This is a genomic window from Saccharopolyspora ipomoeae, assembly GCF_029952525.1.
GTDB lineage: Bacteria > Actinomycetota > Actinomycetes > Mycobacteriales > Pseudonocardiaceae > Saccharopolyspora > Saccharopolyspora ipomoeae.
The window spans coordinates 12,125-34,659 of sequence record NZ_JASAOF010000029.1; the positions used below are offsets into that span (position 1 = coordinate 12,125).

Annotated in this window: 17 protein-coding genes; 8 read left to right on the forward strand and 9 right to left on the reverse strand. The window is 71.9% G+C overall.

The annotated features are described in order from the left end of the window. Positions 1-51: 51 nt before the first annotated feature. Positions 52-1,854, forward strand: a complete 1,803-nt coding sequence (locus QFW96_RS27505; protein WP_281458651.1) for an FUSC family protein — start codon at positions 52-54, stop codon at positions 1,852-1,854. An 11-nt stretch (positions 1,855-1,865) separates the two neighbouring features. Here the strand turns inward: QFW96_RS27505 and QFW96_RS27510 are convergent, their stop codons facing one another. The 5 genes from QFW96_RS27510 to QFW96_RS27530 all read right to left on the reverse strand — a co-directional run bounded on the left by QFW96_RS27510 (position 1,866) and on the right by QFW96_RS27530 (position 5,990). After that, a complete protein-coding gene (locus tag QFW96_RS27510) occupies positions 1,866-2,960 on the reverse strand; it encodes an aminotransferase class V-fold PLP-dependent enzyme (RefSeq protein ID WP_281458652.1) in 1,095 nt (364 codons plus the stop codon). Positions 2,961-3,174: 214 nt separating this feature from the next. Then, positions 3,175-3,798: a permease prefix domain 1-containing protein gene (locus QFW96_RS27515; RefSeq protein WP_281458653.1), complete on the reverse strand. Its 624-nt coding sequence runs from the start codon at positions 3,796-3,798 to the stop codon at positions 3,175-3,177. Continuing rightward, on the reverse strand, positions 3,795-4,127 hold the full coding sequence (locus QFW96_RS27520; RefSeq protein ID WP_281458654.1) for a PadR family transcriptional regulator: 333 nt from the start codon (positions 4,125-4,127) through the stop codon (positions 3,795-3,797). The genes QFW96_RS27515 and QFW96_RS27520 overlap by 4 nt, the downstream gene beginning before the upstream one ends. A gap of 131 nt (positions 4,128-4,258) precedes the next feature. Continuing rightward, positions 4,259-4,849 (reverse strand): nitroreductase family protein, encoded by a 591-nt coding sequence (locus QFW96_RS27525; protein ID WP_281458702.1) that lies wholly within the window; start codon positions 4,847-4,849, stop codon positions 4,259-4,261. Between the two features lie 28 nt (positions 4,850-4,877). Beyond that, positions 4,878-5,990 (reverse strand): mannosyltransferase family protein, encoded by a 1,113-nt coding sequence (locus QFW96_RS27530; RefSeq protein WP_281458655.1) that lies wholly within the window; start codon positions 5,988-5,990, stop codon positions 4,878-4,880. Between the two features lie 404 nt (positions 5,991-6,394). On the opposite strand from QFW96_RS27530, the gene QFW96_RS27535 reads away from it, so the two are divergent. The 5 genes from QFW96_RS27535 (at position 6,395) to QFW96_RS27555 (ending at position 10,909) form a co-directional block, all read left to right on the forward strand. Further along, positions 6,395-7,660 carry an aspartate kinase gene (locus QFW96_RS27535; RefSeq protein ID WP_281458656.1) on the forward strand — a complete coding sequence of 422 codons (1,266 nt, stop codon included), beginning with the start codon at positions 6,395-6,397 and terminating at the stop codon, positions 7,658-7,660. After that, positions 7,660-8,727 carry an aspartate-semialdehyde dehydrogenase gene (locus QFW96_RS27540; protein ID WP_281458657.1) on the forward strand — a complete coding sequence of 356 codons (1,068 nt, stop codon included), beginning with the start codon at positions 7,660-7,662 and terminating at the stop codon, positions 8,725-8,727. Before QFW96_RS27535 ends, QFW96_RS27540 begins: the two co-directional genes overlap by 1 nt. A 66-nt stretch (positions 8,728-8,793) precedes the next feature. Further along, positions 8,794-8,994 (forward strand): hypothetical protein, encoded by a 201-nt coding sequence (locus tag QFW96_RS27545; RefSeq protein ID WP_281458658.1) that lies wholly within the window; start codon positions 8,794-8,796, stop codon positions 8,992-8,994. Beyond that, complete coding sequence (locus tag QFW96_RS27550) at positions 8,991-9,350, forward strand: Uma2 family endonuclease (protein WP_281458659.1); 360 nt, start codon at positions 8,991-8,993, stop codon at positions 9,348-9,350. The genes QFW96_RS27545 and QFW96_RS27550 overlap by 4 nt, the downstream gene beginning before the upstream one ends. A gap of 56 nt (positions 9,351-9,406) precedes the next feature. Beyond that, positions 9,407-10,909 (forward strand): gluconokinase, encoded by a 1,503-nt coding sequence (locus QFW96_RS27555; RefSeq protein WP_281458660.1) that lies wholly within the window; start codon positions 9,407-9,409, stop codon positions 10,907-10,909. Positions 10,910-10,989: 80 nt separating this feature from the next. Here the strand turns inward: QFW96_RS27555 and QFW96_RS27560 are convergent, their stop codons facing one another. From QFW96_RS27560 to QFW96_RS27570, 3 genes are all read right to left on the reverse strand, one after another. Then, complete coding sequence (locus tag QFW96_RS27560) at positions 10,990-13,134, reverse strand: dynamin family protein (RefSeq protein WP_281458661.1); 2,145 nt, start codon at positions 13,132-13,134, stop codon at positions 10,990-10,992. Beyond that, positions 13,131-14,942, reverse strand: a complete 1,812-nt coding sequence (locus QFW96_RS27565; RefSeq protein WP_281458662.1) for a dynamin family protein — start codon at positions 14,940-14,942, stop codon at positions 13,131-13,133. Before QFW96_RS27565 ends, QFW96_RS27560 begins: the two co-directional genes overlap by 4 nt. 174 nt (positions 14,943-15,116) lie before the next feature. Further along, the gene (locus tag QFW96_RS27570) at positions 15,117-17,042 is read right to left on the reverse strand and encodes an IniB N-terminal domain-containing protein (protein WP_281458663.1); all 1,926 of its coding nucleotides are present in this window, start codon (positions 17,040-17,042) and stop codon (positions 15,117-15,119) included. Positions 17,043-17,339: 297 nt separating this feature from the next. On the opposite strand from QFW96_RS27570, the gene QFW96_RS27575 reads away from it, so the two are divergent. Both QFW96_RS27575 and QFW96_RS27580 read left to right on the forward strand, forming a co-directional pair. After that, entirely contained in the window at positions 17,340-18,695 is a 1,356-nt protein-coding gene (locus QFW96_RS27575; protein WP_281458664.1) for an Hsp70 family protein, read from the forward strand. Positions 18,696-18,843: 148 nt separating this feature from the next. Next, on the forward strand, positions 18,844-21,303 hold the full coding sequence (locus QFW96_RS27580; protein WP_281458665.1) for a helix-turn-helix transcriptional regulator: 2,460 nt from the start codon (positions 18,844-18,846) through the stop codon (positions 21,301-21,303). Between the two features lie 87 nt (positions 21,304-21,390). Here the strand turns inward: QFW96_RS27580 and QFW96_RS27585 are convergent, their stop codons facing one another. Further along, positions 21,391-22,458: an alpha/beta hydrolase gene (locus QFW96_RS27585; protein WP_281458666.1), complete on the reverse strand. Its 1,068-nt coding sequence runs from the start codon at positions 22,456-22,458 to the stop codon at positions 21,391-21,393. Positions 22,459-22,535 lie beyond the last annotated feature (77 nt).

Genomic DNA, 22,535 nt, shown 5'->3' on the forward strand with positions numbered 1-22,535 from the left:
CCCGGTCGCTCGGCGTGGAGCGCAGGCCCCGGCGACCCGAAGGGATGACGGTTGAGCACCGGCGCGCTCCCGAGACTCGAAGCACCACCGTGGCTGCGGCACATGCTGCGCCCGATCGCCATCCCCACCGACTGGACCCGCGTGGCCGTCGCCGCGGGCGGGGTCGGGGTACCGCAGGTGCTCGGCCTGCTCACCGGGCGCGTCGACGCGGCCGTGGTGGCCTCCGTCGGGGCGCTGTGCGCGAGCTTCTCCGACGTCACCGGCTCCTACCGGTTCCGGCTGCGGCGACTGGTGATCGCCGCGGTGCTCGGGGCGATCGGCTTCGCCGCCGGAGCCGCCGCGCCAGGCCCGCTGTGGGCGATGGTCGCCGTGCTGGCCGTGTCGGTCCCGTCGGTGCTGAGCAGCAGGCTGGGGGAGCTGTGGGCCTCCGGCGGCGCGCACATGCTGACCTTCTGCGTGGTGGCCACCGGCCAGCGCTCGGCGGTGCTGCCGGTGCCCGAGCAGGTCGGCTGGTTCCTCGCCGGGGAACTGCTGGTCGTGGCCCTGGCGGCGGCGACGTGGCCGCTGCGCGGCACGGCTCCCGCCCGGGGCGCGGTCGCCGACGTCTTCACCGCGATCCTGCGGATGCTCGGGCCGGGTGACGCGGTCGCCGCCCGCCGGCACCTGACCCGGGCTCTCAACACCTCGCACGACGTGCTCATCGGCGGTGCCTCGATGTCGCGCAGCCGCGTCCGCGACCGCCTCCACCTGGTCCACCTGCGCGCGACCCCGGTGGTGGAGGCGGCGGTGTCGGTCGCGCACGCCGGGCTGACCCCGCCGCCGCGCACCCGCGAGGCCCTGGCCGAGCTCGCCCGCTGCGTCCGCACCGGCGACACCCCACCCCGGTTCCAGCCCGGTGAGCACGATTCCGCGCTGCTCGCGGCGCTGGACGAGGGCATCGCCGAGCTCGTCGACGCCCTCCGCGAGGCCAAGCGCCAGCAGGCGCCCGGCGCGCCGAGGCGGCGGCCGAGCATCGGCGCCACCACCTGGTTGCTGGCGCTGCGGATGCTGCTGTGCCTGGCGCTGGCGGAGGGGTTCGGGCTGGTCGCGGGCCTGGACCAGACGTACTGGATCGCGCTGACGGTCGCGCTGGTGCTGCGCCCGAACTCGGGTTCGGTGTTCGCCCGGACCGTGCTGCGCGCGCTCGGCACGATCCTCGGCGTGCTGGTGGCGTGGGCGCTGCTGGCGCTGCTGCCCGCGGGCTGGCTGCTGGTGCCGTTCATCATCGCCCTCGCCGGCAAGCTCCCGGTGGCGCTGAGCAGGCACTACGGGTTGTTCAGCGCGGTGGTGACGGCGCTGGTGCTGCTGCAGATGAGCCAGCAGCAGCAGTTCTACCCGGCGGCGAGGCTGCTGGACACCTTCGTCGGCTGCGCGATCGTGCTGGTCGTGGGGTTCGCACTGCGCGGGATGCGCACCGGCCCGTCGCTGCGGGACGGTGTCGCCGACGCGGTCGAGTCGGTCGCCGACTACGTGTCGCGGTCGCTGGCGGGCGCCGAGCACGGCCGGTCCGCGCTGCGCCGCCGCACCTACCGGCAGCTCGCCGACCTGCGGTCCCGCCTGCAGCAGCTGCTGATGAACCCCACCCACCACGGGGAGGCCGAGGCGTGGTGGCCGACGATCGCCGTCCTGGAGCGGGTCGTCGACGCCGCCACCGAGCGAGCGGTCCGGGCGGGCGAGGCCGATCTGCAGCAGGCGCAGCTGCTGGTCTCCGAGATGCGCACGCTCAACCGCAGGCTGCGCGCGGACCCCGAGGTCGCCCCGGACGCGTTGCGCGCCGACCTCGACGCGATCCACCGGCACCTCGCCACCGAGTGACGAGGAGCTGCTCAGCGGATCTCGTGGAGGGTGGCGTGGAGGCGCTCCGCCGCTTGCCAGACGTCGACGTAGGACAGCCAGGCGGGGGCGAAGTTGAACCGCAGCAGGTCCGGTTCGGCGTACTCGACCAGCACGCTGCGGTCCGACAGCAGGTCGGCGATGCGCTGCGCCTGCTCGTGCCGGAGGCACACCTGCGCCCGGCGCCGGGCGTCGGGCGTGCGCACCTCGACCGCGGCGTCGGCGCAGAACTCGCCGACCCGCTCCAGGAACAGCTCCACCAGGCCGGTGGTCTTCGCCGCGAGCGCGCTCGCCGGGACGCCGTCGAGGATGGCCAGCACGTCGCGCAGCTCGGTCGCCGCGAGCGTCGCGGCCGGTCCGGCGAAGCCCTCCGCCAGCGGGTGCCGCAGGCCCCCGGTCGGCGAGGGTTCGTGGTGCCGCTCGGCGACGAAGCCGAACGACGGTGCGGTCGTGCTCCCACCCAGGTACTTGTGCCCGCAGCCGATCGCGAAGTCCGCGTCCCAGCGGTGCAGGTCGACGTCCAGCGCTCCGGCCGAGTGGCTGAGGTCCCACAGCGTCAGCGCGCCACCGCGGTGGATCTCGGCGGTGATCGGTTCAGCGTCGCGGGCAGCGCCGGAGCGCAGGTCCGCGTGCGAGAGGGCGACCATCGCGACCTGGTCGAGGTCCAGCGCGTCCAGGCCGTCGACGCCGTCGATCAGCTGCAACCGTCCGCCGATGTGGTCGGCGGCGGACTGGGCGAGGCAGCGGTCGGTGGCGAAGCAGTCGCGGCCCACGGCCAGGACCGGCCGCCCGGGGCGCAGCTTCGCGGCCGCGACCAGGGCCTTGAACAGGTTGATCGAGGTCGACTCGGCGACGGTGAGCTCGCCGGCGGCCGCGCCGACCAGCGGGGCCAGCGCGGCGGCCGCCAGCCGCGCCTCGCGCCGCCAGTCCGATTCGCCGGAGGGGCGACCGCTGCGCGGTTCCCAGCGGTGCTGGACGAACCGGCGCAGTCGCGCGGGTGAGGTGCGGGGCATCGGGCCGCCGCTGTGGCCGTCCACGCGGATGACTCCGGGGACGAGGTCGTAGCGCAGGCGCAGTCCAGCGAGCACGTCGGCGTCATCAAGCGCTTCCGCGGTCGTTCTGATACTCGTCCACACGAGTGAAGTCATACCGCATCAACGAACCGCATGTAACCGAAGCGGCGATCAATTGCGGTAAATTGCACGGGGTCGTAATGCGACTGGGGGATTGATCTGGTCCGATCACCACCGCAGCGGACGTCGACGCCGAACCGCGCGCCAATTCTGGGAATTCACCAGTCGTTCAGTCGACTTGCGCCGCGCACTCCCGGCACACCTTGGCCGAGTACGCCAGCGCGAAGTGCGCCGCGACGGTGCCCGCGGCGAGGAGCAGCAGCAGCGGCCAGTTCTCGGCCGGCGGCAGCGTCGTGGCCAGGGCGATCGACGCCAGCGGCATCGCGATGCTGGCGGCGGTGCCGGTCCAGCCCAGCACCAGCGGCAACCTGCCGGGCACCGCGAGACGGCGGGTGATGAGCAGCACCGCGCAGCCCACGACCGCGGCGGTCCCGGCGACGGCGGCGAGCAGCTGCGCGGTCTGCGACGTCGGGACGCTCTGGTCGCGGCCGATCGTGGAGGCGAGCCGCCAGCCGCCGAGCAGCACCGGCACGGTCACCAGCAGCGCGAACGCGGTGTGCCGGGTCTGGGCGACGGTGAGCTCCCGCTGGCAGCTGGGCGCGACCTCGGCGGGCGTGCCGAACTCGCGCACCGCGTCCTGCACGGCCTGCTCCGGCGGCAGGCCCGCGTCGGTGCGCGCGGTGACGGTGTCCGTGAGCCCGTCGCGGATCTCCTGGACCATGCGGGCCTTGACCCGCGCGGGTCCGCGCAGCTCCGCGGCGAGCTCGTCGACGTAGGTCTCGATGGCGTTCACGCTGGGCTCCCTGGGTTGAGCACGGCGCCGATCGCGGCGGTGAACGCCCGCCAGTCGGCCCGCTCTCCGGCCAGACTGCGCCGCCCGGCGTCGGTGAGCCGGTAGCAACGCCGACGCCGCCGCTGTCCGACCGCTTCCCAGTTGCTGGCGAGCAGGCCGAGGCGTTCGAGGCGCTTGAGCGCGGGGTAGATCGTCCCGGTGCGCAGTTCGAGCGCGCCGCCGCTGCGGTTCATCACCGAGGTGATGATCGCGTAGCCGTGCAGCGGGCCGGGTTCGAGCACGGCGAGCAGCAGTCCGTCCAGGTGCCCTCGCACCGCGTCCGCCTTCATGCGACTCACCATATCGGGTGACCAGGTCGTGTCAGGAGGCCTTGTGGTGCGTCTGACCTCGAACGATCCCGAACGCGCTGTCCGAGGGGCGGGAAAGTCTTCATGAAAACCTCCCCACCCCACCGACGTCGTCAGAACAGGGACGTGCCCCAGGAGTCGGTGAACACGAGATCGGCCAGGGGGTGCCGGAGGCGGGGCCGGAGCTCCTTCTCGACGAGCCGGTCCGGCATGCCGTCGAGGTCGCCGAGGTCGCCGATGGCGATCGCGACCAGCGGCTCGAAGTCGTCCGGGATCGCGAACTCCACGCGGGCCGCCTCGCGGTCGAAGCCCGCCATCTGGTGGGCGTGCAGACCCTCCGCGACCGCCTGCAGGACCAGGTTCTCGGTGGCCAGGCCGAGTCCGTACTCGCCGTAGGGCATCGGCTCGCCCTCGTCGTTGACCGACTGCGCCACGCCGATGGCCAGCGCGGCCGCGTCGCCGGCCCAGCTCTTGTTGCCCCGGGACAGCGTGCCGTGGATGCGGTCGAAGGTCGGCTCGCCGCGGCGCGCGGCGATGAACCGCGCCGGCTGCGTGTTGCCCCACGACGGGGCCCAGCGGGCCGCCTCGAACAGCGCGGTGAACTGCTCGTCGCCGATGGTCGCCGACGGGTTCAGCGCGCGCGGGCTCCAGCGCTCCGCCAGCAGCGGGTGCAGCGGGACGGACGAGTCCGCCGTCTTGTCCAGTTCGGTCACCGAAACCTCCCGAAGGTGCTCAGATGGCGTACTGCCAGGCGGTCAGCGAGTAGGCCCCCAGCCAGGAGCCGAAGAAGACCAGCAGCAGCGCCGTCGTCACGGCGGTGGCCGGACGCCGCTTGCTCAACCCGATCGCGACCGGGATGAGCAGCGGGAACGCCGGCAACATCAACCGCACCTTGGAGTACATCAGGCCGTCCGAGCCCAGGTCCAGCACCAGCACGGCCGCGGCGAACAGCACCAGCGGCCACGGCAGCCGGTGCCACACGCACAGCGCGAGCAGGACCAGGGCGGTCAGGACCACCCAGACGGTGAACGTCTCGAACACCGACTTGTCCTCGGTGAGCGCCTCGACGACGAACTTCGCGGTCGTCGCGCCGCCGTCGAAGGCCGAGGACCAGCCGCGCGCCTGGAGCTCGAAGTAGCCGTTGAGCTTGCCGGTCTGCGCGCCGACCCAGCCGATGTAGACGATCATGCCGAGCGGCGCGAGCAGCATCGCCAGCCACGGCCGCCAGGAGTCCCGGCGCTGCACGATCGAGATCACCGCGGCCAGCCCGATCACCCCGACCAGCGCCGCTGCGGTGGGCCGGATCAGCCCGGCCGCCGCGCAGCACAGCCCGGCCAGCGGCCAGTTGCGCTCGACGACGCCGATCAGCGCCCAGATCGACAGCGCGCAGAACAGCGCTTCGGAGTAGGCCATCGACAGCACCACCGACATGGGTGCCGCCGCGAACAGCACGACCAGCAGCAGCCCCACCCGCCGGGAGCTGCCGAGCCGCTCACCCAGCCGCGCCAGCCCGTAGGCGGCGACGACGCCGCAGACCAGGCTCGCGGTGATCGCCGCGCCGATGGTCGACACGCCGGGGATCACCGCGATGGCCATGATGAGCAGCGGATATCCGGGGAAGAACGCGAGCGGCGTCTCCGGGTACCGGTGTCCGAACCCGTCGACCATGCTCGGGTTCACGCCGCCGTAACCGTGGGCGGCGATCTCGGTGTACCACTGCCCGTCCCACGAGTTCAGGTTGTCCAGCAGCGACTCGTCGTGGACCGCCGACAACCAGGCCAGGACCAGCAGTCCCACCAGTCGGATTGCGAGGTAGACCACAGCCGGGGTCAGCGCGATGATCATCCGGCGTTGCTGCGGTGTGCCCAGCCGCGCTCCGCCGCTCGGGCGGAATGTCCGCTGTTTCCGCTGGGTAGCCGCAGTGTTTCCGGTATCCCCCAGGGGTGGTTCCAGCGCGCCCTGCGTGGTGGACAACCCTACGCTCCGCTCTTGTCGACAATCGCGTCCCACAGACTAGACGTGACGTTCGTGATTGGGGTTCACCCCCAGTGGTCGGTAGGCTAGTCCGGCAGCGGAGCGACCTGGTAGAAGGCCGTTTCGGCCGGGATCGGCCGACGCTGCCTCCGCCCGGTCGCGGGGCGGAGCGCACCTGCGAAACCGGGTGCGCCACTGCTCTCCGTCCACCCGGTGTCAGTGCGGGGAAACCCCGTGCCCGGGACGGCCGCAGCGGTCGAGGAGGTTTGTTTCACGTGGCGCTCGTCGTCCAGAAGTACGGCGGTTCCTCACTCGAGAGTGCTGATCGCATCAAACGGGTCGCCGAACGCATCGTCGAGACCCGCAAAGCGGGCAACGACGTCGTGGTCGTCTGCTCCGCGATGGGTGACACCACTGACGAGCTGCTCGACCTCGCCAAACAGGTCAACCCGGCACCGCCGGAGCGGGAACTCGACATGCTGCTGACCGCGGGAGAGCGAATCTCCAACGCGCTGGTCGCGATGGCGGTCGAGTCGCTCGGCGTGGAAGCCCAGTCGTTCACCGGCTCGCAGGCCGGCATGATCACCACATCGGCGCACCAGAACGCGCGGATCGTCGACGTGACCCCGGGGCGCATCCAGGAAGCCCTGGCCGAGGGCCAGGTGGCGCTCGTCGCCGGTTTCCAGGGCGTCTCGCAGGACACCAAGGACATCACCACGCTCGGCCGCGGTGGTTCGGACACGACCGCGGTCGCGGTGGCCGCCGCGATGAACGCCGACGTGTGCGAGATCTACACCGACGTCGACGGCGTCTACACGGCGGATCCGCGCATCGTGCCCGACGCGAAGCACCTGGAGCACATCACCTACGAGGAGATGCTCGAGATGGCCGCCACCGGCGCGAAGGTGCTGCACCTGCGCGCGGTGGAGTACGCCCGCCGCTACGGCGTGCCGCTGCACGTCCGCTCGTCTTACTCGCCCAAGCCCGGCACGACAGTGTCCGGTTCAGTGGAGGACCTTTCCGTGGAACAGGCGATGATCACCGGCGTCTCGCACGACCGGTCGGAGGCCAAGGTCACCGTGCGCGGTGTGCCGGACAACCCGGGCGTCGCGGGCCGCATCTTCCGCGTGGTCGCCGACGCCGAGATCGACATCGACATGGTGCTGCAGAACGTCTCCGGCACCGCGTCCGGCAAGACCGACATCACCTTCACGGTGGCCCGCAGCAACGGCGCGGTGGCCGTGGCCGAGCTGGAGAAGATCTCCGCTGAGGTCGGCTTCGAGGAGGTCGTCTACGACGACCAGGTCGGCAAGGTCTCGCTGGTCGGCGCAGGCATGCGCTCGCACCCGGGCGTGACGGCGACCTTCTGCGAGGCGCTGTTCAACGCCGGGGTCAACATCGACATCATCAACACCTCGGAGATCCGCATCTCGGTGCTGATCCAGGACACCCAGCTCGACACCGCCGTGCGCGCGCTGCACGAGGCCTTCGAGCTCGGTGGCGACGAGGAAGCGGTCGTGTACGCGGGGAGTGGTCGTTGATGAGTTCAGCGCAGGTGGCTCCCACCTTGGCCATCGTCGGTGCCACCGGTGCCGTCGGCACGGTCATGATCGACATCATCAACAACCGCGACTCGGTGCCGTGGGGTGAGATCCGGCTGATCGCCTCTGCGCGCTCGGCGGGCAAGAAGATCACCGTGCGCGGCGAGGACCGCACCGTGGTCGAGCTGGCCCCGGAGGCGTTCGACGGCGTGGACATCGCGCTGTTCGACGTGCCGGACGAGATCTCCGCCGAGTGGGCCCCGGTGGCCGCTTCGCGCGGTGCCGTCGCGGTCGACAACTCCGGTGCCTTCCGGATGGACCCCGAGGTGCCGCTGGTGGTGCCCGAGGTCAACCCGGAGAAGGTGCACGAGCGCCCCAAGGGCATCATCGCCAACCCGAACTGCACCACGCTGTCGATGATGGCGGCGCTGGGCGCGCTGCACCGCGAGTTCGGCCTGCGCGAACTGGTCGTCTCCTCCTACCAGGCCGCTTCCGGTGCTGGTCAGGAAGGCATCGACCGGCTCTACGCGGAGCTGGAGGCGGTGGCGGGCAAGGAACTCGGCGTCCGCGGCGGCGACGTCGCCGAGGCCCTGGCCGCGGCCGGGCTGTCCGCCGAGACCCCGTTCAAGGCGCCGCTGGCGCTCAACGTGGTGCCGTGGGCGGGTTCCCGGAAGGACGACGGCTGGACCTCCGAGGAGCTCAAGGTCCGCAACGAGTCCCGCAAGATCCTGGGCATCCCGGAGCTGCGCGTCTCGGCGACCTGCGTCCGCGTGCCGGTGCTGACCACGCACTCGCTGGCGGTGCACGCCACCTTCGAGCGCGAGGTGTCGGTGGAGCAGGCGCACAAGGTCTTCGACGACCAGCCGACCATCGTGCTGCAGGACGACCACGACAACGGCGTGTTCCCGACCCCGGCGGCCGTCGTCGGCGGCGACCCGACCTACGTCGGTCGCGTCCGCCAGGCGCTGGACTTCCCGAACACGCTGGACTTCTTCGTCTGCGGCGACAACCTCCGCAAGGGCGCGGCCCTCAACACCTACGAGATCGCCGAAACCCTCGCCAAGTGATCTGATCAGGCACTCAAGGGCGTCCGCTCCTTCCCCGGAGGGAGCGGGCGCCCTTATTTTCGCCGGGTGATCGATTGGCGAATGAGCCTGGCGGAGTTCGACGCACTCCCCGAGGACAACTCCCAGCTCTACGAACTGCGCGAAGGCGTGTTCCAGGTCTTTCCGAAGGCGGCACCGCTCCATCAGCTCATGCTCGTGCGGGTCTCTTCTGAGCTGGACTCGGCCCTCCCCATGAGTGGACCACGATTCTCGCGACAGAAGTCGTGATCGACGGGACGTTTCCGCCCACGGTGCGGGTTCCCGATGTGATCGCGGTGCCCTTGGAACGGATCATTGACGACCCGGTGCACATCTACGCCGAGGACGTTCTGCTCGCCGTCGAGGTGGTGCCGCCGCTTGACGGCGTCGCCGCCAAGCGCACCGAGTACGCCGAGGCGGGGATTCCCCACTACTGGGTTCTCGACATCAGCGCGCAGCCGAGGCTCACCGCGCATCGACTCGTCGACGGTGTGTATCAGGAGATCTTCAACGGTACGGGTGTGTTCGTGTCCGACGAGCCCTTCGACCTGCGGATCGATCTCGATTCGCTCCGCAAGCGGAGCAGGTGGTCTGAAACGGAGTGATCCTGGGCACCATGCCTGGGCTGATCCGGTGGTTCGGGGGCGGATAGGTTCGTCGCATGAGTTCTGTCCCGGTCGTGCTGGGTGTCGATCTCGGCACCACTGCTACCAAGGTCGTCGCCGCAGGCACCGATGCTCGGGTCCTGCACACCAGCGAGCGCGGGTACCCGCTGCGCACCGATGAGCCGGGCGAGGCGACCCAGGACGCCGCGGAGGTGCTCGAAGCCGCGATCGGGGCGCTGGCCGAGTGCGCGGCGTGGGCCCGGGAGCAGGGGCACGAGGTCGCCGGGCTGTCGTTCAGCAGCGCGATGCACACCCTGGTCGGCCTGGACTCCCGGGGCGAACCGGCGACACCCGCCTTCAACTGGGCCGACACCCGCGCCGCCGAGGTCGCCGCCCGGTTGCGGGCCGAGCCCGGGACGGCCTCCGCACTGCACCGCGCGACCGGAACTCCGGTGCACACCCAGTCGGTCATGGTGAAGCTGGCCTGGCTGACCTCGGGCGGAGCCGAGATCGGCGGTGTCGAGAGCGGCGGTGTCGACAGCGGCCGGGTCGAGCGCTGGTGCGCGCTCAAGGACTACGTCGTCACGGCCTTCACCGGCGAGTTCGTCACCGAGCACTCGCTGAGCTCCGGCAGCGGGATGCAGGACATGCGCACGCTGCGCTGGCACGAACCCGCGCTGGAGGTCGCCGGCATCCGCGCCGAGCAGCTGCCCGAGCTCCGCGAGCCGACGGCGATCGTCCCGCTCGGGACGCGGGTCGCCGAGACCGTCGGGCTCCCGGCCGGACTCCCCGTCGTGCTCGGCGGGGGCGACGGGCCGCTCGCGAACCTGGGCGTGGGCGCGGTGGCGCCGGGCGTGGCCGCGCTGTCGCTGGGCACCAGCGGCGCGCTGCGAGTGACCCGCGACGAGCCGGGCGTGGACGCCCGCTGCCGCACCTTCAGCTACGCGCTGGCCGACGGTCTGTGGGTGATCGGCGGCGCGGTCAGCAACGGCGGTGTCGTCGGCCAGTGGGCCGCGGAGGCGTTCGGCGTGGACGTCGCCGACCTGCTCGACGAGGCCGCCGCGGTCCCGGCCGGTGCGGACGGGCTGATGGCCCTGCCGTACCTGCTCGGCGAGCGCGCTCCCTGGTGGGAACCGGGCCTGACCGGCGCTCTCCTCGGTCTGCGCCGCTCGCACGGCCGCGCCGAGATGACCCGCGCGGTGATCGAGGGAGTCGCCCAGCAGCTCGCCCTCGTCCGCGACGCGGTCATCGACACCGGCGCCGAGGTCCGCGCCGTCCGCGCCACCGGCGGCGGTTTCCGCAGCCGGGTCTGGGCCGAGACCATCGCCTCCGCCCTGAACATGGACCTCGACCTCGCCGAAGGAAGCGGCGGTTCAGGTCTCGGCGCGGTCCTCCTGGCGTGGCGTGCCCTCGGCGAGATCGACTCCCTCGCCCACGCGGCCGAACTCGTCACCATCGACTCCCGGGCCACCCCGGACCCGGCGGCGGCCGACGTCCTCGCCCGACGTCGCCCCCTCGTCGACCAACTCCACCAAACCCTCCGAGACCTCCACCTGTAGCCCTCGGCCCGGCGGGGCCCCCGATCTCAATGGAAATCGGGGACCCGACTTCCATTGAAATCGGGAACCCCGCCGTGAGGTCAGCCTCGGGAGTGGCGGCCCGAGGGGGTGGGGTCGACGTAGTGGCGGGACTCGTCGGGGTCCGGTTTGGCGTGGCTGCCGGTGGGTTGGTTGACGCTGGAGCGGGAGCGGTTCGGGGTCTCGCCCGGCTCCGGGGCGCGACGTCGGCCGCCGGTGCTGGTGCCGACCTCGCGCAGGGCCCGGCGGCCCGTCGGGTGGTCGTGCTGCTGCAGGAACTGGGTGGCCGGGGTGCGGTTGGGGTCGTCGGCGCTGCGGGACGGTGTGGACGACTCGTCCTGGCGGGCTCGTTCGGCTTCGGCGGCCCGCCTGGCCTGCTCGGCCTCGGCCGCTTGCCGGGCTCGTTCCGCTTCCGCGGCTTGGCGGGCCTGTTCGGCTTGCCTGGCCTGCTCGGCCTCGGCCGCTTGGCGAGCGCGCTCGGCCTCCGCGGCCTGCCGGGCCTGCTCGGCTTCCGCGGCCTGCCGGGCCTGCTCCGCTTCCGCGGCTTGGCGGGCTTGCTCCGCCTCCGCGGCCTGCCGGGCCTGCTCCGCCTCCGCTGCCCGCCGTGCCTGCTCGACCTCGGCGGCCTGGCGGGCTCGTTCCGCCTCGGCCTGGGCTTGCGCCTGCGCGGCTTGCTGGGCCTGGGCTTGCGCGGCCTGCTGCTGGGCCTGCGCGGCCTGCTGCTGGGCCCGGTTCGGTTGTTGGCCCTGGTTCTGGATCTGGTGCAGGATCACGCGCTCCGCGCTGCGGAGCACCGTGCGGACGGCGTCGCGGTGGGCGCGGTCCAGCAGCGGGTTGACGGACTGCTCGCGCCAGCGGGACAGGGTCGCGGTCGCCTCGTCGGCGAGGTCGTTGGTCAGGGCGTTCTCGTCCAGGCCGAGCCGGGCGTGCGGCGAGTGCCCCGAGGCGCCCAGCAGGCGCTTGGCCTCGGCCTGCAGCGGGCGGGAGAACCGGATCTGACCGGAGTCCAGCGCGGACAGCGTGCGCAGCTCGTTCCACTCGTGGGCGTTGCTGAGCACCCGCTCGAACTCGCCGAGCAGCTGCTGCACGCCGGGACGCGGGTTGGCGCGCAGCACCATGTCCACCGCCAGCAGCGCGGACCGGGCGCGCAGCGCGTCCTGGCGCTCCACGAACTGCGAGTGCAGCGTCTCCTGCAAGGTGTTGAGCCCGCTGGTCTCCAGCAGCTCCTGCTGCAGCTGCTGGGCCGTGGACGCGCCGCCGCGCAGCAGGTCCAGCGATCGGGCGATGCCGTAGTGGCCGAAGCGCTCCAGCAGCCGCTGCCGGATCTCCGACGGCACCGCCTCCAGCCCGGCCTTGATGAACCGCTCCGCCGACAGCAGCAGCGTGTCCCGGTCCGTGTCGGACAGCCGCGCCAGGTAGGCGAGGATCTTGAAGTCGTCCTCGGTCATCGTCGACGCGGCCTGCCCGAGCAGGCCCACGACCGGGATGAAGTGCTGCGCGAAGGAGCTCAGCGTCGGGTCGGTGCGGTAGCGCTCGGCGATCCGCTCGGCCGCGACCAGCGCGTCCGAGCCGCCGTCGCCGGTCTCGTCGGCTCGGGAGAACGCGACGATGGTGTTGATCGGCACGCTGCGCGCGGTCTGCAGCTCGTTCACCGACTGGAGGAACTGCAGGTCCGTCTGCCGCGGGTAGCGGGTCAGGTAGAGCACGGCGTCGGACTCGGAGAGGATCTGCGCGAGCGCGGACCGCCCGGTCTCCTGCACCGCCGCCGAGGCCACGCCGGGCGTCTCGATCAGCGTGATCGCCTGCAGCCCCGGGGTGGGGGACTCGATGACCAGCCGCGATACCTCGTCCGGCCGCCAGTGCTGCAGGTCCCGGATCGTCGCCGAGTCCAACGTGGACACGGGGACGTTCTGCACCGCGCCGTGCGGCGTGTGCACCAGGATCTTCGGTTCCGGCCCGTACTGGTAGAACGTCGTGACCTGGGTGCGCTCCTCGGCGTCGGTCGGCGCCAGGTCGGTGCCGATCAGCGCGTTGATCAGCGTCGACTTGCCCGACTTCACCCGCCCGCTCACCGCGATCCGCAGCGGCTGGTCGAGCCGCTCCAGCCGGTCCCGCAACCACGTCGAGGTGCGCGGGTCGTCGCGGTAGAACGTCATGGTGCGCAGCAGCAGGCCCTTGGCCCGCTCCAGGAGTACCTCGGTGCTCATGCGGCGGTGATCCGGTTCTGCGTGAGCTGGGTGACCCGGCGGCGCAGCACCGTGATCTCCTCCAGCTTCTGCTTGATCTCCCGGGCGCGCTGGTCGCGGTCGACCGCGCTGCGCTCGGCGGAGCGCTTGATCGCCTGGATGGACTGGCTGATCTCCATCTGGGCGTCCTCGGTGATCCGGGTGAAGTGCTTGTGCAGCGCCTTGTGGATCGCGCGGATGGTGTCCTTCGAGTCCTTGTTGACCTGGAAGATCACCTGCTCGATGTGCCGCTGCACGTTGCTCTTGGCCTCGGTCTGGCGGCGGCGCAGCCGCATGTCCTTCTCTTCCTTGAGGCTCTTGGTGCCCAGCAGCACGCCCGCCGAGATCGACACGACGTTCATCAGCGGCAGCCCGGCCATCGTGGTGATCAGGCCGAACATGAGCACGCCGCCGTAGGAACCGCGCAGACCCGTCAGGACCTGGTCGAAGTTCTTGTAGTCGGCGCCGGTCGGCAGCTTCGGCTGGGGCACGTCGTCGAACGGCTCCGGCATCAGCACCGGGTTGAGCTCGGGCGGGCGGCTCATCTGCTGCGGCGGCATCTGCTCGGCCACCATCTCGGCGAGCCGCTGCTGCCGCTGCTCCAGCCAGCCGAAGGTCTCGGTGATGGCGTCGGTGAGCCGCGCCTGCAGCCAGCGGGTGAAGTCCTCCCAGATCGGCAGCGGGTCGGCGACCTCGAAGATCTCGTTGACCTCGTGCAGCACCGCCCAGGTGCGCTCGCGGAAGTCGTACTCGATGTCGGTGAACAGCTCGGAGATGCCGTCGTTGAGGGTCTTCTGCCAGTGCCCGGAGATCCGCCGCAGGTCCTCGGCCCGGCGCTGCGCGGTCTCCAGCTCGACCAGCGTCTCGGCGGCGGTGCGCGGGTTCTGCGCGGCGAGCTCGGCGCGCAGCGAGTCGTTGATCTGGGTCAGCGCCTCGGAGACGTTGTGCGCCACCAGCCTTCGGGTGAACTGCTCGTGCTGGCCGGCGAGCTCGGTCTGCAGGAACTCCAGCAGCTGCGGGAACCCGGACTCGGCGTTGAGGTTGGTGTTGCGGGCCTGCATGGCGCGCATCCGGATGTCGGCCGAGACCGGGAACAGCTTCGCGGAGATGCCCGCGTTGCTGAGGTGCTTGCGGTTGACCTCCAGGACCTTCCGCCAGTGCGGGGTCCGGTCGATCTTGGGCATGACGAGCGCGATGTTCGGGCACAGCGCGGTCGCCTGCTTGAGGAACGCGAGCTCGTTGGTCGTCAGCTCCTGCGTCGAATCGGACACCATCAGGAGGGCGTCCGCCTCGGCGACTACGGAGAGTGTCGTCGAGGTGAGGAAAGATGAGACGCTCCCCACACCCGGGGTGTCCATGAGCGCGAGGCCGTTCTGGAGCACCGCTCGGGGGATGCCGATCTCGCCTCGCGTCACCGGGCGGCCGTTCGCGGCGGCGCGCTCCATGTGCTCGCGGACCTGGTCGATCGGCACCGGAGTGCGGTCCAGGGCGATCGGGCCCTGCGCGGGTTCCTGCTCGATGAGCAGCGCGGTCGGCTCGTCCGCGTAGCGCACGAGCGTCGGCACGGTCGTCGTCACGTCGTCGCCCGAGGGGCACACGGGGGCGTTCACGATGGCGTTGACCAGTGCTGATTTGCCCTGCTTGGACTCACCGACGACCAGCACGAGCTGGGTCGGGTCGAGCACCCTGGTTCTGATCTGGCGCAGGCGTCCATGCAGATCGGCGCGCTGCTGCTCGGCACATTCGGCAGTAGCGCGGTCGATCAGTTCCACCAACGCCGTCTCGATCACGGCGGCCATTGTGTCGTGCCGCAGCTGAGAGAGAAACCCAATCGGTTGAACTCGCATCGTTATCGAGCACTCGGCGTGTTGCAAGAGTGCGCGAATTTTCCGGAAAGTGAAGAATGCCGGACTCCGCTCAGTGAGCGAAGCCCGGCATTCTCAAGGCTCAGTCGCGGAGAGCGATCAGAGCAGGCCGTCCAGCGGCAGCGCGTCGGTGGCGGTGTGCACCACGTCCTCGACCGGCTCGCCGACGACCGGGCCCGCGACCGGCAGGTCGCTCGGGGCCGGCAGGTGCGAGACCACGTCGCCGACCGGGGCCAGCGGAGCGGCGTCGCCCAGCGGCAGGGCGGAGGTGACGTCCTCGACCGGCAGCGCGTCGGTCGGCAGCGCCGAGCTCAGGTCGTCGACCGGCAGCGCGGTGACGTCGCCACCGGCAACGGTGTCGGTCACGGTGCTGGCCAGGTCGCCGGCGACCGGGACGTTGGCCACCGCGTCGGTGACCGTGCCCGCGACGTCGCCGAAGGCCTCGGAGCCGACCGGGACGTTGTTGACCAGGTCGCCGCCCGCGGCACCCGCGGCCACGTCGCCCACGACCGGGACGTTGCCCAGCGCGCCGGTGGCGGTGTCGGCGACCTCGCCGACGACCGGGACGTTGGAGACCGCACCGGCCGGGTCGCCGCCCGCCAGGTCGCCCAGGGCGTCGCCCACGACCGGCACGTTGGCGCCGGCGTCGGTCAGGGTGCCGGCCACGCCGGTCACGTCGCCCGAGGTCACGTCGCCGACGACGTCGCCCACGACCGGGACGGAGCCGACGGTGTTGGTGGCGGTGGAGACCACGTCGCCCACGACCGGGACGCCGGCCACGATGCCCAGCGGGTCACCGCTGGTGGCGGCGCCGCCCACGGCACCGGCCAGGTCGCCCACGACCGGGACGTCGGAGACGGCACCGGTGAGGTCGCCCGCGATGCCCGAGGCGTCGCCGCCCGCGACCGAGCCGGCCACGTCGCCCACGACCGGGACGTCGCCCAGCGCGCCGGTGGCGGTCTCGGCCACGTCGCCCACGACCGGCAGGCCGGCGGCGGTGTCGGTCAGGTTGCCGGCGATGCCGGTCACGTCGCCCGAGGTGACCGAGCCGACGACGTCGCCGACGACCGGGGCCTCGGAGACGGTGCTGGTCAGGTCGCCCGCGACACCGGTGACGTCGCCCGAGGTGACGTTGCCGACGACGTCGCCGACGACCGGGGCGTCGCCCACGGCCTGGGTCACGTTGGCGGCCACGTCGCCCACGACCGGGGCGTTCGAGACGGTGTTGGTGAGGTCACCGGCGACGCCGGTGACGTCGCCCGAGGTGACGTTGGAGACGACGTCGCCGACGACCGGGGCGTTGGAGACCACGTCGGTCACGTTGCCCGAGGCCACGTCGCCGACCACGTTGGTGACGTCGCCGTGGATCAGCGAACCGGTGCCGGAAACGACGTCCAGCGAGCCGTCGAACACGTGGGTGGCCGTGCTGGTGACCGAGCCGACGGTCGAGGACAGGTCGAGGCTGTCGCCACCGATGTTCACGGTGTTGCCCGAGAGCACGTTGTTGTCGTGCACGTTGAACACGTTGTGCGAGTCGATGTCGTTGTGCTCGATGTCGACGTCGCCGTGGCTCGGAGCGGGGGCCGGGGTCGGCAGCTGGGCGTCGACGTCGCCGCCCTTGCCGAAGTCGTCAGAGGGGGTGTTCTGCAGCATGCTGAGTTCTTCCTGCTCGTGTGGATGTGCGGGATGCAGTTCACTGATCGCGACATGCTGGTTGCTCGCGGCGAATTGCTCGACGCTGCTCGAGAGCGAGCGGTCGTACGCGTTGACCACCTCGACCGGCGCGTAGTCGAGGACCAGCGACGTTGCTTGCAAAACGTCCGTCGCGCTCATTTCCCCGAGTCCGACCTGATCCAGCGTGGCTTGCGGATCAGCGTCGAAGGCCGACCGCGCGGCCGGATCGCTGACGAGGCGCGTGAGGAACTCGTGCAGCGTCGGTTCCGCGGGCAGGCCGGAGTTGGCGTGCGTCCCGGGGTCGGAGATGGGGGACTCGGCCTGACCGGAGGGGTGCTGAGGGTTCGCCATCGTCGGACCTCCCGATGCTCAGCGGTACTCGGCTAGGTGGACCGAGTGAGGTCGTGCCGTCCCTCACTCCTGTGTTGATCACCGTAGGGATGACCCGCCCCCTAGCCATCGGGTACGACTCCTAGTCATCGAGATCTCTATTAGGGGATCGGTTGGGTACTCCATTGGGGGCTACCTAGGGGAGTCCGAAGCCGCTCCGTAACTGGGTGCCGCTAAATTGTGTGCACCCCAGCCGGAGTGCTGTCCCACGATCGGGGACCCTGGCACTCGTTCAAGTCGGTGACACGAAGGGATTGCATGCCTTACGTCCTGGGCGTTCACCTGGGCGCGACGGTGACGACCGCCGCCACGGCCAGGCGCAACGGTGGCCGCTGGGCGGCCACGGTTCCCGTGCCCCTCGCGGGCAACGGCCCGGTGGTGCCGACCGTGCTGTGCCGGGTCCAGGACGGGTCGTTCGTCGCCGGGGAGGCCGCCGCCCGCCAGGAGATCAGCCACCACGAGTGGGTCGCGCGCGGCTTCACCAGCAGGCTCGGCGACGACCTGCCGCTGGTGGTCGGCAGCGAGTTCGTCCCGGCCCAGCGCCTGGTCGCCGCCATGATCGAGTGGGTCTCCGACGCCGCGACCCAGCGGCAGGGGCACCCGCCCGAGCACATCGCCATCGCCCACAGCGCCGCCTGGGGGCCGCACCGGATCCACCTCGTGCAGCAGGCGCTGTCCCAGCTCGGGATCACCGACGTGACGATGATCCCCGAACCGACCGCCGTCGCCCTCGACTACGCGAGCAAGCAGCGAGTGGACGACCAGCATCCGCTCGTGGTCGCCAACGTCGGCGGCAGCGGCTTCGACGCGACCGCGCTGCGCCGCCGCCACCCCACCTTCGACGTCGTCGGCTCGCCGCTGGACACCGACCACCCCTCCGGCCAGGACCTCGACGACGCGCTGTTCGAGCTGATCCGCGAGCAGTTCTCCGCCCAGCTCGCCGCCCTGGACGCCTCCGACGTCAACCACCGCGCGGCGCTGGCCAAGCTGCGCGCCGAGTGCGTGCGCGCCAAGGAGGCCCTGTCGCACCAGCCCGGGGTGTCGATGTGGGTGGACCTGCCGGGCGTGCGCACCGAGTTCGGGCTCTCGCGGGCCCGCTACGAGCAGCTGGCCCGGCCGCACCTGGAGCGCGTGCCGGAGCTGATCTCGCAGGCCGTGCAGTCGGCTTCGCTGCGCCCGGACGACGTCGAGACGGTGCTGCTCGCGGGCGGTGTCGCGCGCACGCCGCTGCTCAAGCAGCTGGTCGCCGAGCGGCTGGGAACCCCGCCGCTGGTCGACGTGGCGCCCGAGCTGACCGCCGCGAGCGGTGCCGCGCTGGCCGCGCAGCAGGTGCTGTCGACCCACACCGACCGGGGTTCGGTGGCCGAGACCAGCGTGCTCATGGCGGTCGAGGGCTTCGATTCCCTCGATGACATCGATGACGAACCCGAACCCGTCGAACGCCCGCCGATCGAGGTCGAGCCGATGCCGATCGAGCCGCCCGACGAGGCGCGGGCCAAGCGCATGAAGATCATCAAGCTCGTGGTGGCGGCGGTGCTCATCGCCATCGGCATCGTGATCACCTTCATGACCAAGGACCACTCGATCACCGGCGTGATGGACCTGCTCAAGTAGCTCCGGACCTCCGGAGGGGCTTTTTCGCTAACGGAACGGCATACCGCGCAACGCGATTCCACCCCGGCACCGTCAGCCAACTGATCACCCGACCGGACGACCCAGCAGCACCGCCAGACCCAGCAACCGGAAGACGAGGAAGGCAGGCGTGAACCACTCGACGACCTCCCGCGCCGCCCTGGTCCCGGACGGGCACGCGAGCGGACTGCGGTCGGCCATCGAATCCTCCCCGGGCTCGCCGATCGCCGTCGGCATCCAGGGCGCGGGCGGATTCGGCAAGACCGCCCTGCTCGAAGCGATCGCCGCGACCTACCGCGAGGCCGGCGTGCCGGTGCTGGGCGTCCGGGAGCTCGACCGCGCCGACGAGGGCGCGGTGCTGGTCGACGACGCGCACCGGCTCGACGACGACCTGCTGCTGCGGCTCGCCGAACTCGCCCGCCGTCCCGGGACGCGGCTGCTGGTCGCCTACCGGCCGGGCCCGCGCAGCGCCGCGCTCGGCGAGCTCATCGACGAGCTCGGCGCCCCGGTGCTGCTCGCGGCCCTGGGCGTGGAGGAGATCGCCGAGCGGGCCGAGGGTGGCGCGCTGGACTGGGTCGGCTGGGTGCAGACCCAGACCGGCGGCGTCCCGCGCTACGTCGCCCGGCTGCTCGCCGAGGCCGAACCCGGACGCGCCGCGTTCCCCGCCCGAACCCTGGACCACTTCCAGCACGACCTGGACCAGCTCGGCGAGACCGGCTGGGAGTGCGCGACGGCGATGGCCATCGGCGCCACCCCGCACCCGGACCTGCTCGCGGCCGTCGTCGGCACCGACAGCGCGGTGACCGCCGCCGTGCTCGCGGCGATGCGCTCCGGCGCGATGCTCGGCGCCGAGGACGCGCTGCTGCCGATCGTGCGCGCCGCGGTCCTGCGGTTGACGTCGTGGGAACGGCGGCTGCGCATCACGCGAAGACTGGTGGAACTCCAGATGTCCCGGGGCGGCCCGGTGCTGCCGCTGGTCGCGCCGCTGCTGGAGGCGCCGATGGCGCTGCTGCCGGAAGCGACGCTGGCGAAGGCGTTCGAGCGCGCCGGGGACGAGGCCGTGCAGGTCGCCCCGCACATGGCCGGGAAGCTGCTGGCCGCCGCGGTGTCCGCCGGTGTCGACGCCGCGTCGGTGGTGGCGCGGCAGGCTCGCGCGGCCGCCGTCGCCGGCGACCTCGACGAGGCGCTGCGGCTCGCCGACCGGGTGATCGTCGACGAGACCGCGCCGGACCGGGAACTGGGCGTGCAGGTCGCGGCGGGCGTGCTGGCGCACCGGGGTCTGCTGGAGCGCTCCGCGGAGCTGTGCCGCTGGTCGTCGACCGCGCTGCGCTGGCCCGGGGACAAGGCGTTCGCGGCGGTCGGTCTCATCGGCGCTGGCCGGTTGGGCGAGGCCGAGGAGCTGCTCCGCTCCGGGGACGACGCGGGCCCGCCGACGTCGATGACCGGCGCCGCCGCGCAGCTCGCGGTGGGCGTGCACGAGTCCGTCGTCGGATCGGCGTCGACCGCGCTGTCCACGCTGGTGCGCGCGGCCTCGCTGGCGGAACCGCTGGGGCGCGGCGTGCTGGTGCCCGACACTCCGGCGGCGGTGGCCGCGCTGGTGGCGCTGCACTGCGGGGAGCTCGACGTCGCCCAGTCCACCTTGGACAGAGCGGTGGAGACCGGGACCGGCGGCGCGCTGCTGCACAACCGGCACCGGCTGCTGGCGGCCTGGCTGCCGCTGGTCAAGGGCGACACCGTCACCGCCCGCGCGAAGCTGCCCGACGCCTCCGAGATGGCCGCCCGCGACCGGCTGATGGCCACCGCGATCGAGGCGGGCATCGCCAGCCGCGACAACGACATGACGGCGCTGGCCAACGCCCGCGCGCAGGCCCGCCAGGTCGCCGCCGAGCACTCGGTGGACCTGTTCTCGCTGCTGCCGCTGGGCGAGCTGGTGGTGGCCGCGGCCCGGCTGCGCGACCAGGAGTGGATCACCCCGTACCTGGACGAGGCCGGTGCGCTGCTGGACCGGCTCGGCAACCCGCCGCTGTGGACGGCGATGCTGCTGTGGAAGCGGCTGCAGGCAGCCATCGTGCTGGAGGAGACCGCCTCCGCCGGGGACTTCGCCGACCGGCTCGACGCGCTGGCGCACCACAACGCGCTGGCGGGCGCGATGGCCGAGGCCGCCCGGATGTGGCTGCGGGTCCTGGGCGGCGAGGTCGACCAGGACGAGGTCGAGCGCATCGCCCGCGGCCTGCACGGCGCGGGCCTGGCCTGGGACGGCGCCCGCCTCGCCGGGCAGGCCGCCCTCCGCACCCACGACCGCCGCGCGATGCTCGCGCTGCTGGAGTGCGCCCGCGCGCTGCAGGGCAAACCGCCGCGCCCGCGCGCGGTCAAGACCAGCGGCGCGGACTCCGAGCTCCTCTCCGAGCGGGAGAAGGAGGTCGCGGAGCTGGTGGTCTCCGGGCTGACCTACAAGCAGGTCGGCAAGCGGCTGTTCATCTCCGCCAAGACCGTCGAGCACCACATCAGCCGGATCAAGCAGCGCCTCGGCACGACGAACCGCGAGGAGCTCCTCACCCGCCTCCGCGAACTGCTCGCGACCCCGGAGTGACCCACCGCCCGCGCCGGACCCGGCGAGGTGGGCACGATTTCAATGGAGATCGGGAACCCGACTTCCATTGAAATCGTGCCGATCGCCTCACGCCTTGCGCAGGTCGAGCACCGCGCGGACGTTGCCGACGACCTCGTACAGCGCCTCCTCGAAGCGGTGGCCGACCGGGCGGATGCTGGCGAACCCGTGGATCAGGTCCGGGAACCGCCGCGCCACCACCGGGACGCCCGCGTCCGCCAAGGTCTGGGCGTAGGCCTCGCCCTCGTCGCGCAGCGGGTCGAAACCGCAGGTCACGACGACCGCCGTGGGCAGGTCGGCGTGGTCGTCGGCGAGCAGCACCGACAGCCTCGGGTCGGGCAGCGTGGCCTCGTCGGGAGAGTACTGCTCCATGAACCAGGTCATGTCGTGGTCGGTGAGCAGGAAGCCGTTGCCGAACAGCTCCCGCGAGCGGCGCCGCCGGGTCGCGTCCACCGCCGGGTACAGCAGCAGCTGCAGCAGCGGCTTCTGCGCACCCGATCGGGTCGTCTGCAGCGCGACGGCGGCGGCGAGGTTGCCGCCGGCCGAGTCGCCGCCGACGGCGATCGCGTCGCCGGAGGAGCCCAGCTCGGCGGCGTTGTCCACGGCGTAGGTGTAGGCGGCCATCGCGTCGTCGAGCGCGGCGGGGAAGGGGTGCTCGGGGGCCAGCCGGTAGTCCACCGACAGCACCCGGATCCCGGCGTTCTTGGCGAGGAACCGGCACAGGTCGTCGTGGCTGTCCAGGTCGCCGATCACCCAGCCGCCACCGTGGTAGAAGACCAGCAGCGGGCCGGTCTCGGTGAGCTCCTTGGGGCGGTAGAGCCGCGCGGGCAGATCGCCGTGCGGGCTCGGGATGGTCCGCTCGGCGACCACTACGCCGGGCAGCGGAGCGCGCGAGGTGATCTTCGTCGCGTGCGTCATGCCGGCGCGGGCCTTCGCGGCGGTCGCCGCGGACAGGCCGGTCTGGCCGGTGATCTTCTGCAGCTTGAGGAGCAGCTGCGCGTCGAGTGCGAGTTCCTGGTCGTCCAGCCGGACCGGTGGGCCCGCGATGAGCCTGCGCAGGGGCTGGGGAAGTGCGTACACGGCGCGCATCGCCGCGCCTTCCAGTGCGGGCTGCAGCGCTTCGACGACGTTGGGCATGAGCCTGGCCTTCCCGGGAAGGTGGTGGTGGTGTCTTATGTTACCCGCAGGTAGCCAAGTGTCCCGTCGACCTTGAC

What these genes read in the sequence shown, in the direction of transcription:
- QFW96_RS27540 (WP_281458657.1), top strand. Translation starts at nt 7,660, where the DNA reads ATGAGTTCAGCGCAGGTGGCTCCCACCTTGGCCATCGTCGGTGCCACC.
- QFW96_RS27585 (WP_281458666.1), bottom strand. Translation starts at nt 22,458, where the DNA reads ATGCCCAACGTCGTCGAAGCGCTGCAGCCCGCACTGGAAGGCGCGGCG.
- QFW96_RS27520 (WP_281458654.1), bottom strand. Translation starts at nt 4,127, where the DNA reads ATGAAGGCGGACGCGGTGCGAGGGCACCTGGACGGACTGCTGCTCGCC.
- QFW96_RS27570 (WP_281458663.1), bottom strand. Translation starts at nt 17,042, where the DNA reads ATGGCGAACCCTCAGCACCCCTCCGGTCAGGCCGAGTCCCCCATCTCC.
- QFW96_RS27530 (WP_281458655.1), bottom strand. Translation starts at nt 5,990, where the DNA reads ATGATCATCGCGCTGACCCCGGCTGTGGTCTACCTCGCAATCCGACTG.
- QFW96_RS27560 (WP_281458661.1), bottom strand. Translation starts at nt 13,134, where the DNA reads ATGAGCACCGAGGTACTCCTGGAGCGGGCCAAGGGCCTGCTGCTGCGC.
- QFW96_RS27575 (WP_281458664.1), top strand. Translation starts at nt 17,340, where the DNA reads ATGCCTTACGTCCTGGGCGTTCACCTGGGCGCGACGGTGACGACCGCC.
- QFW96_RS27555 (WP_281458660.1), top strand. Translation starts at nt 9,407, where the DNA reads ATGAGTTCTGTCCCGGTCGTGCTGGGTGTCGATCTCGGCACCACTGCT.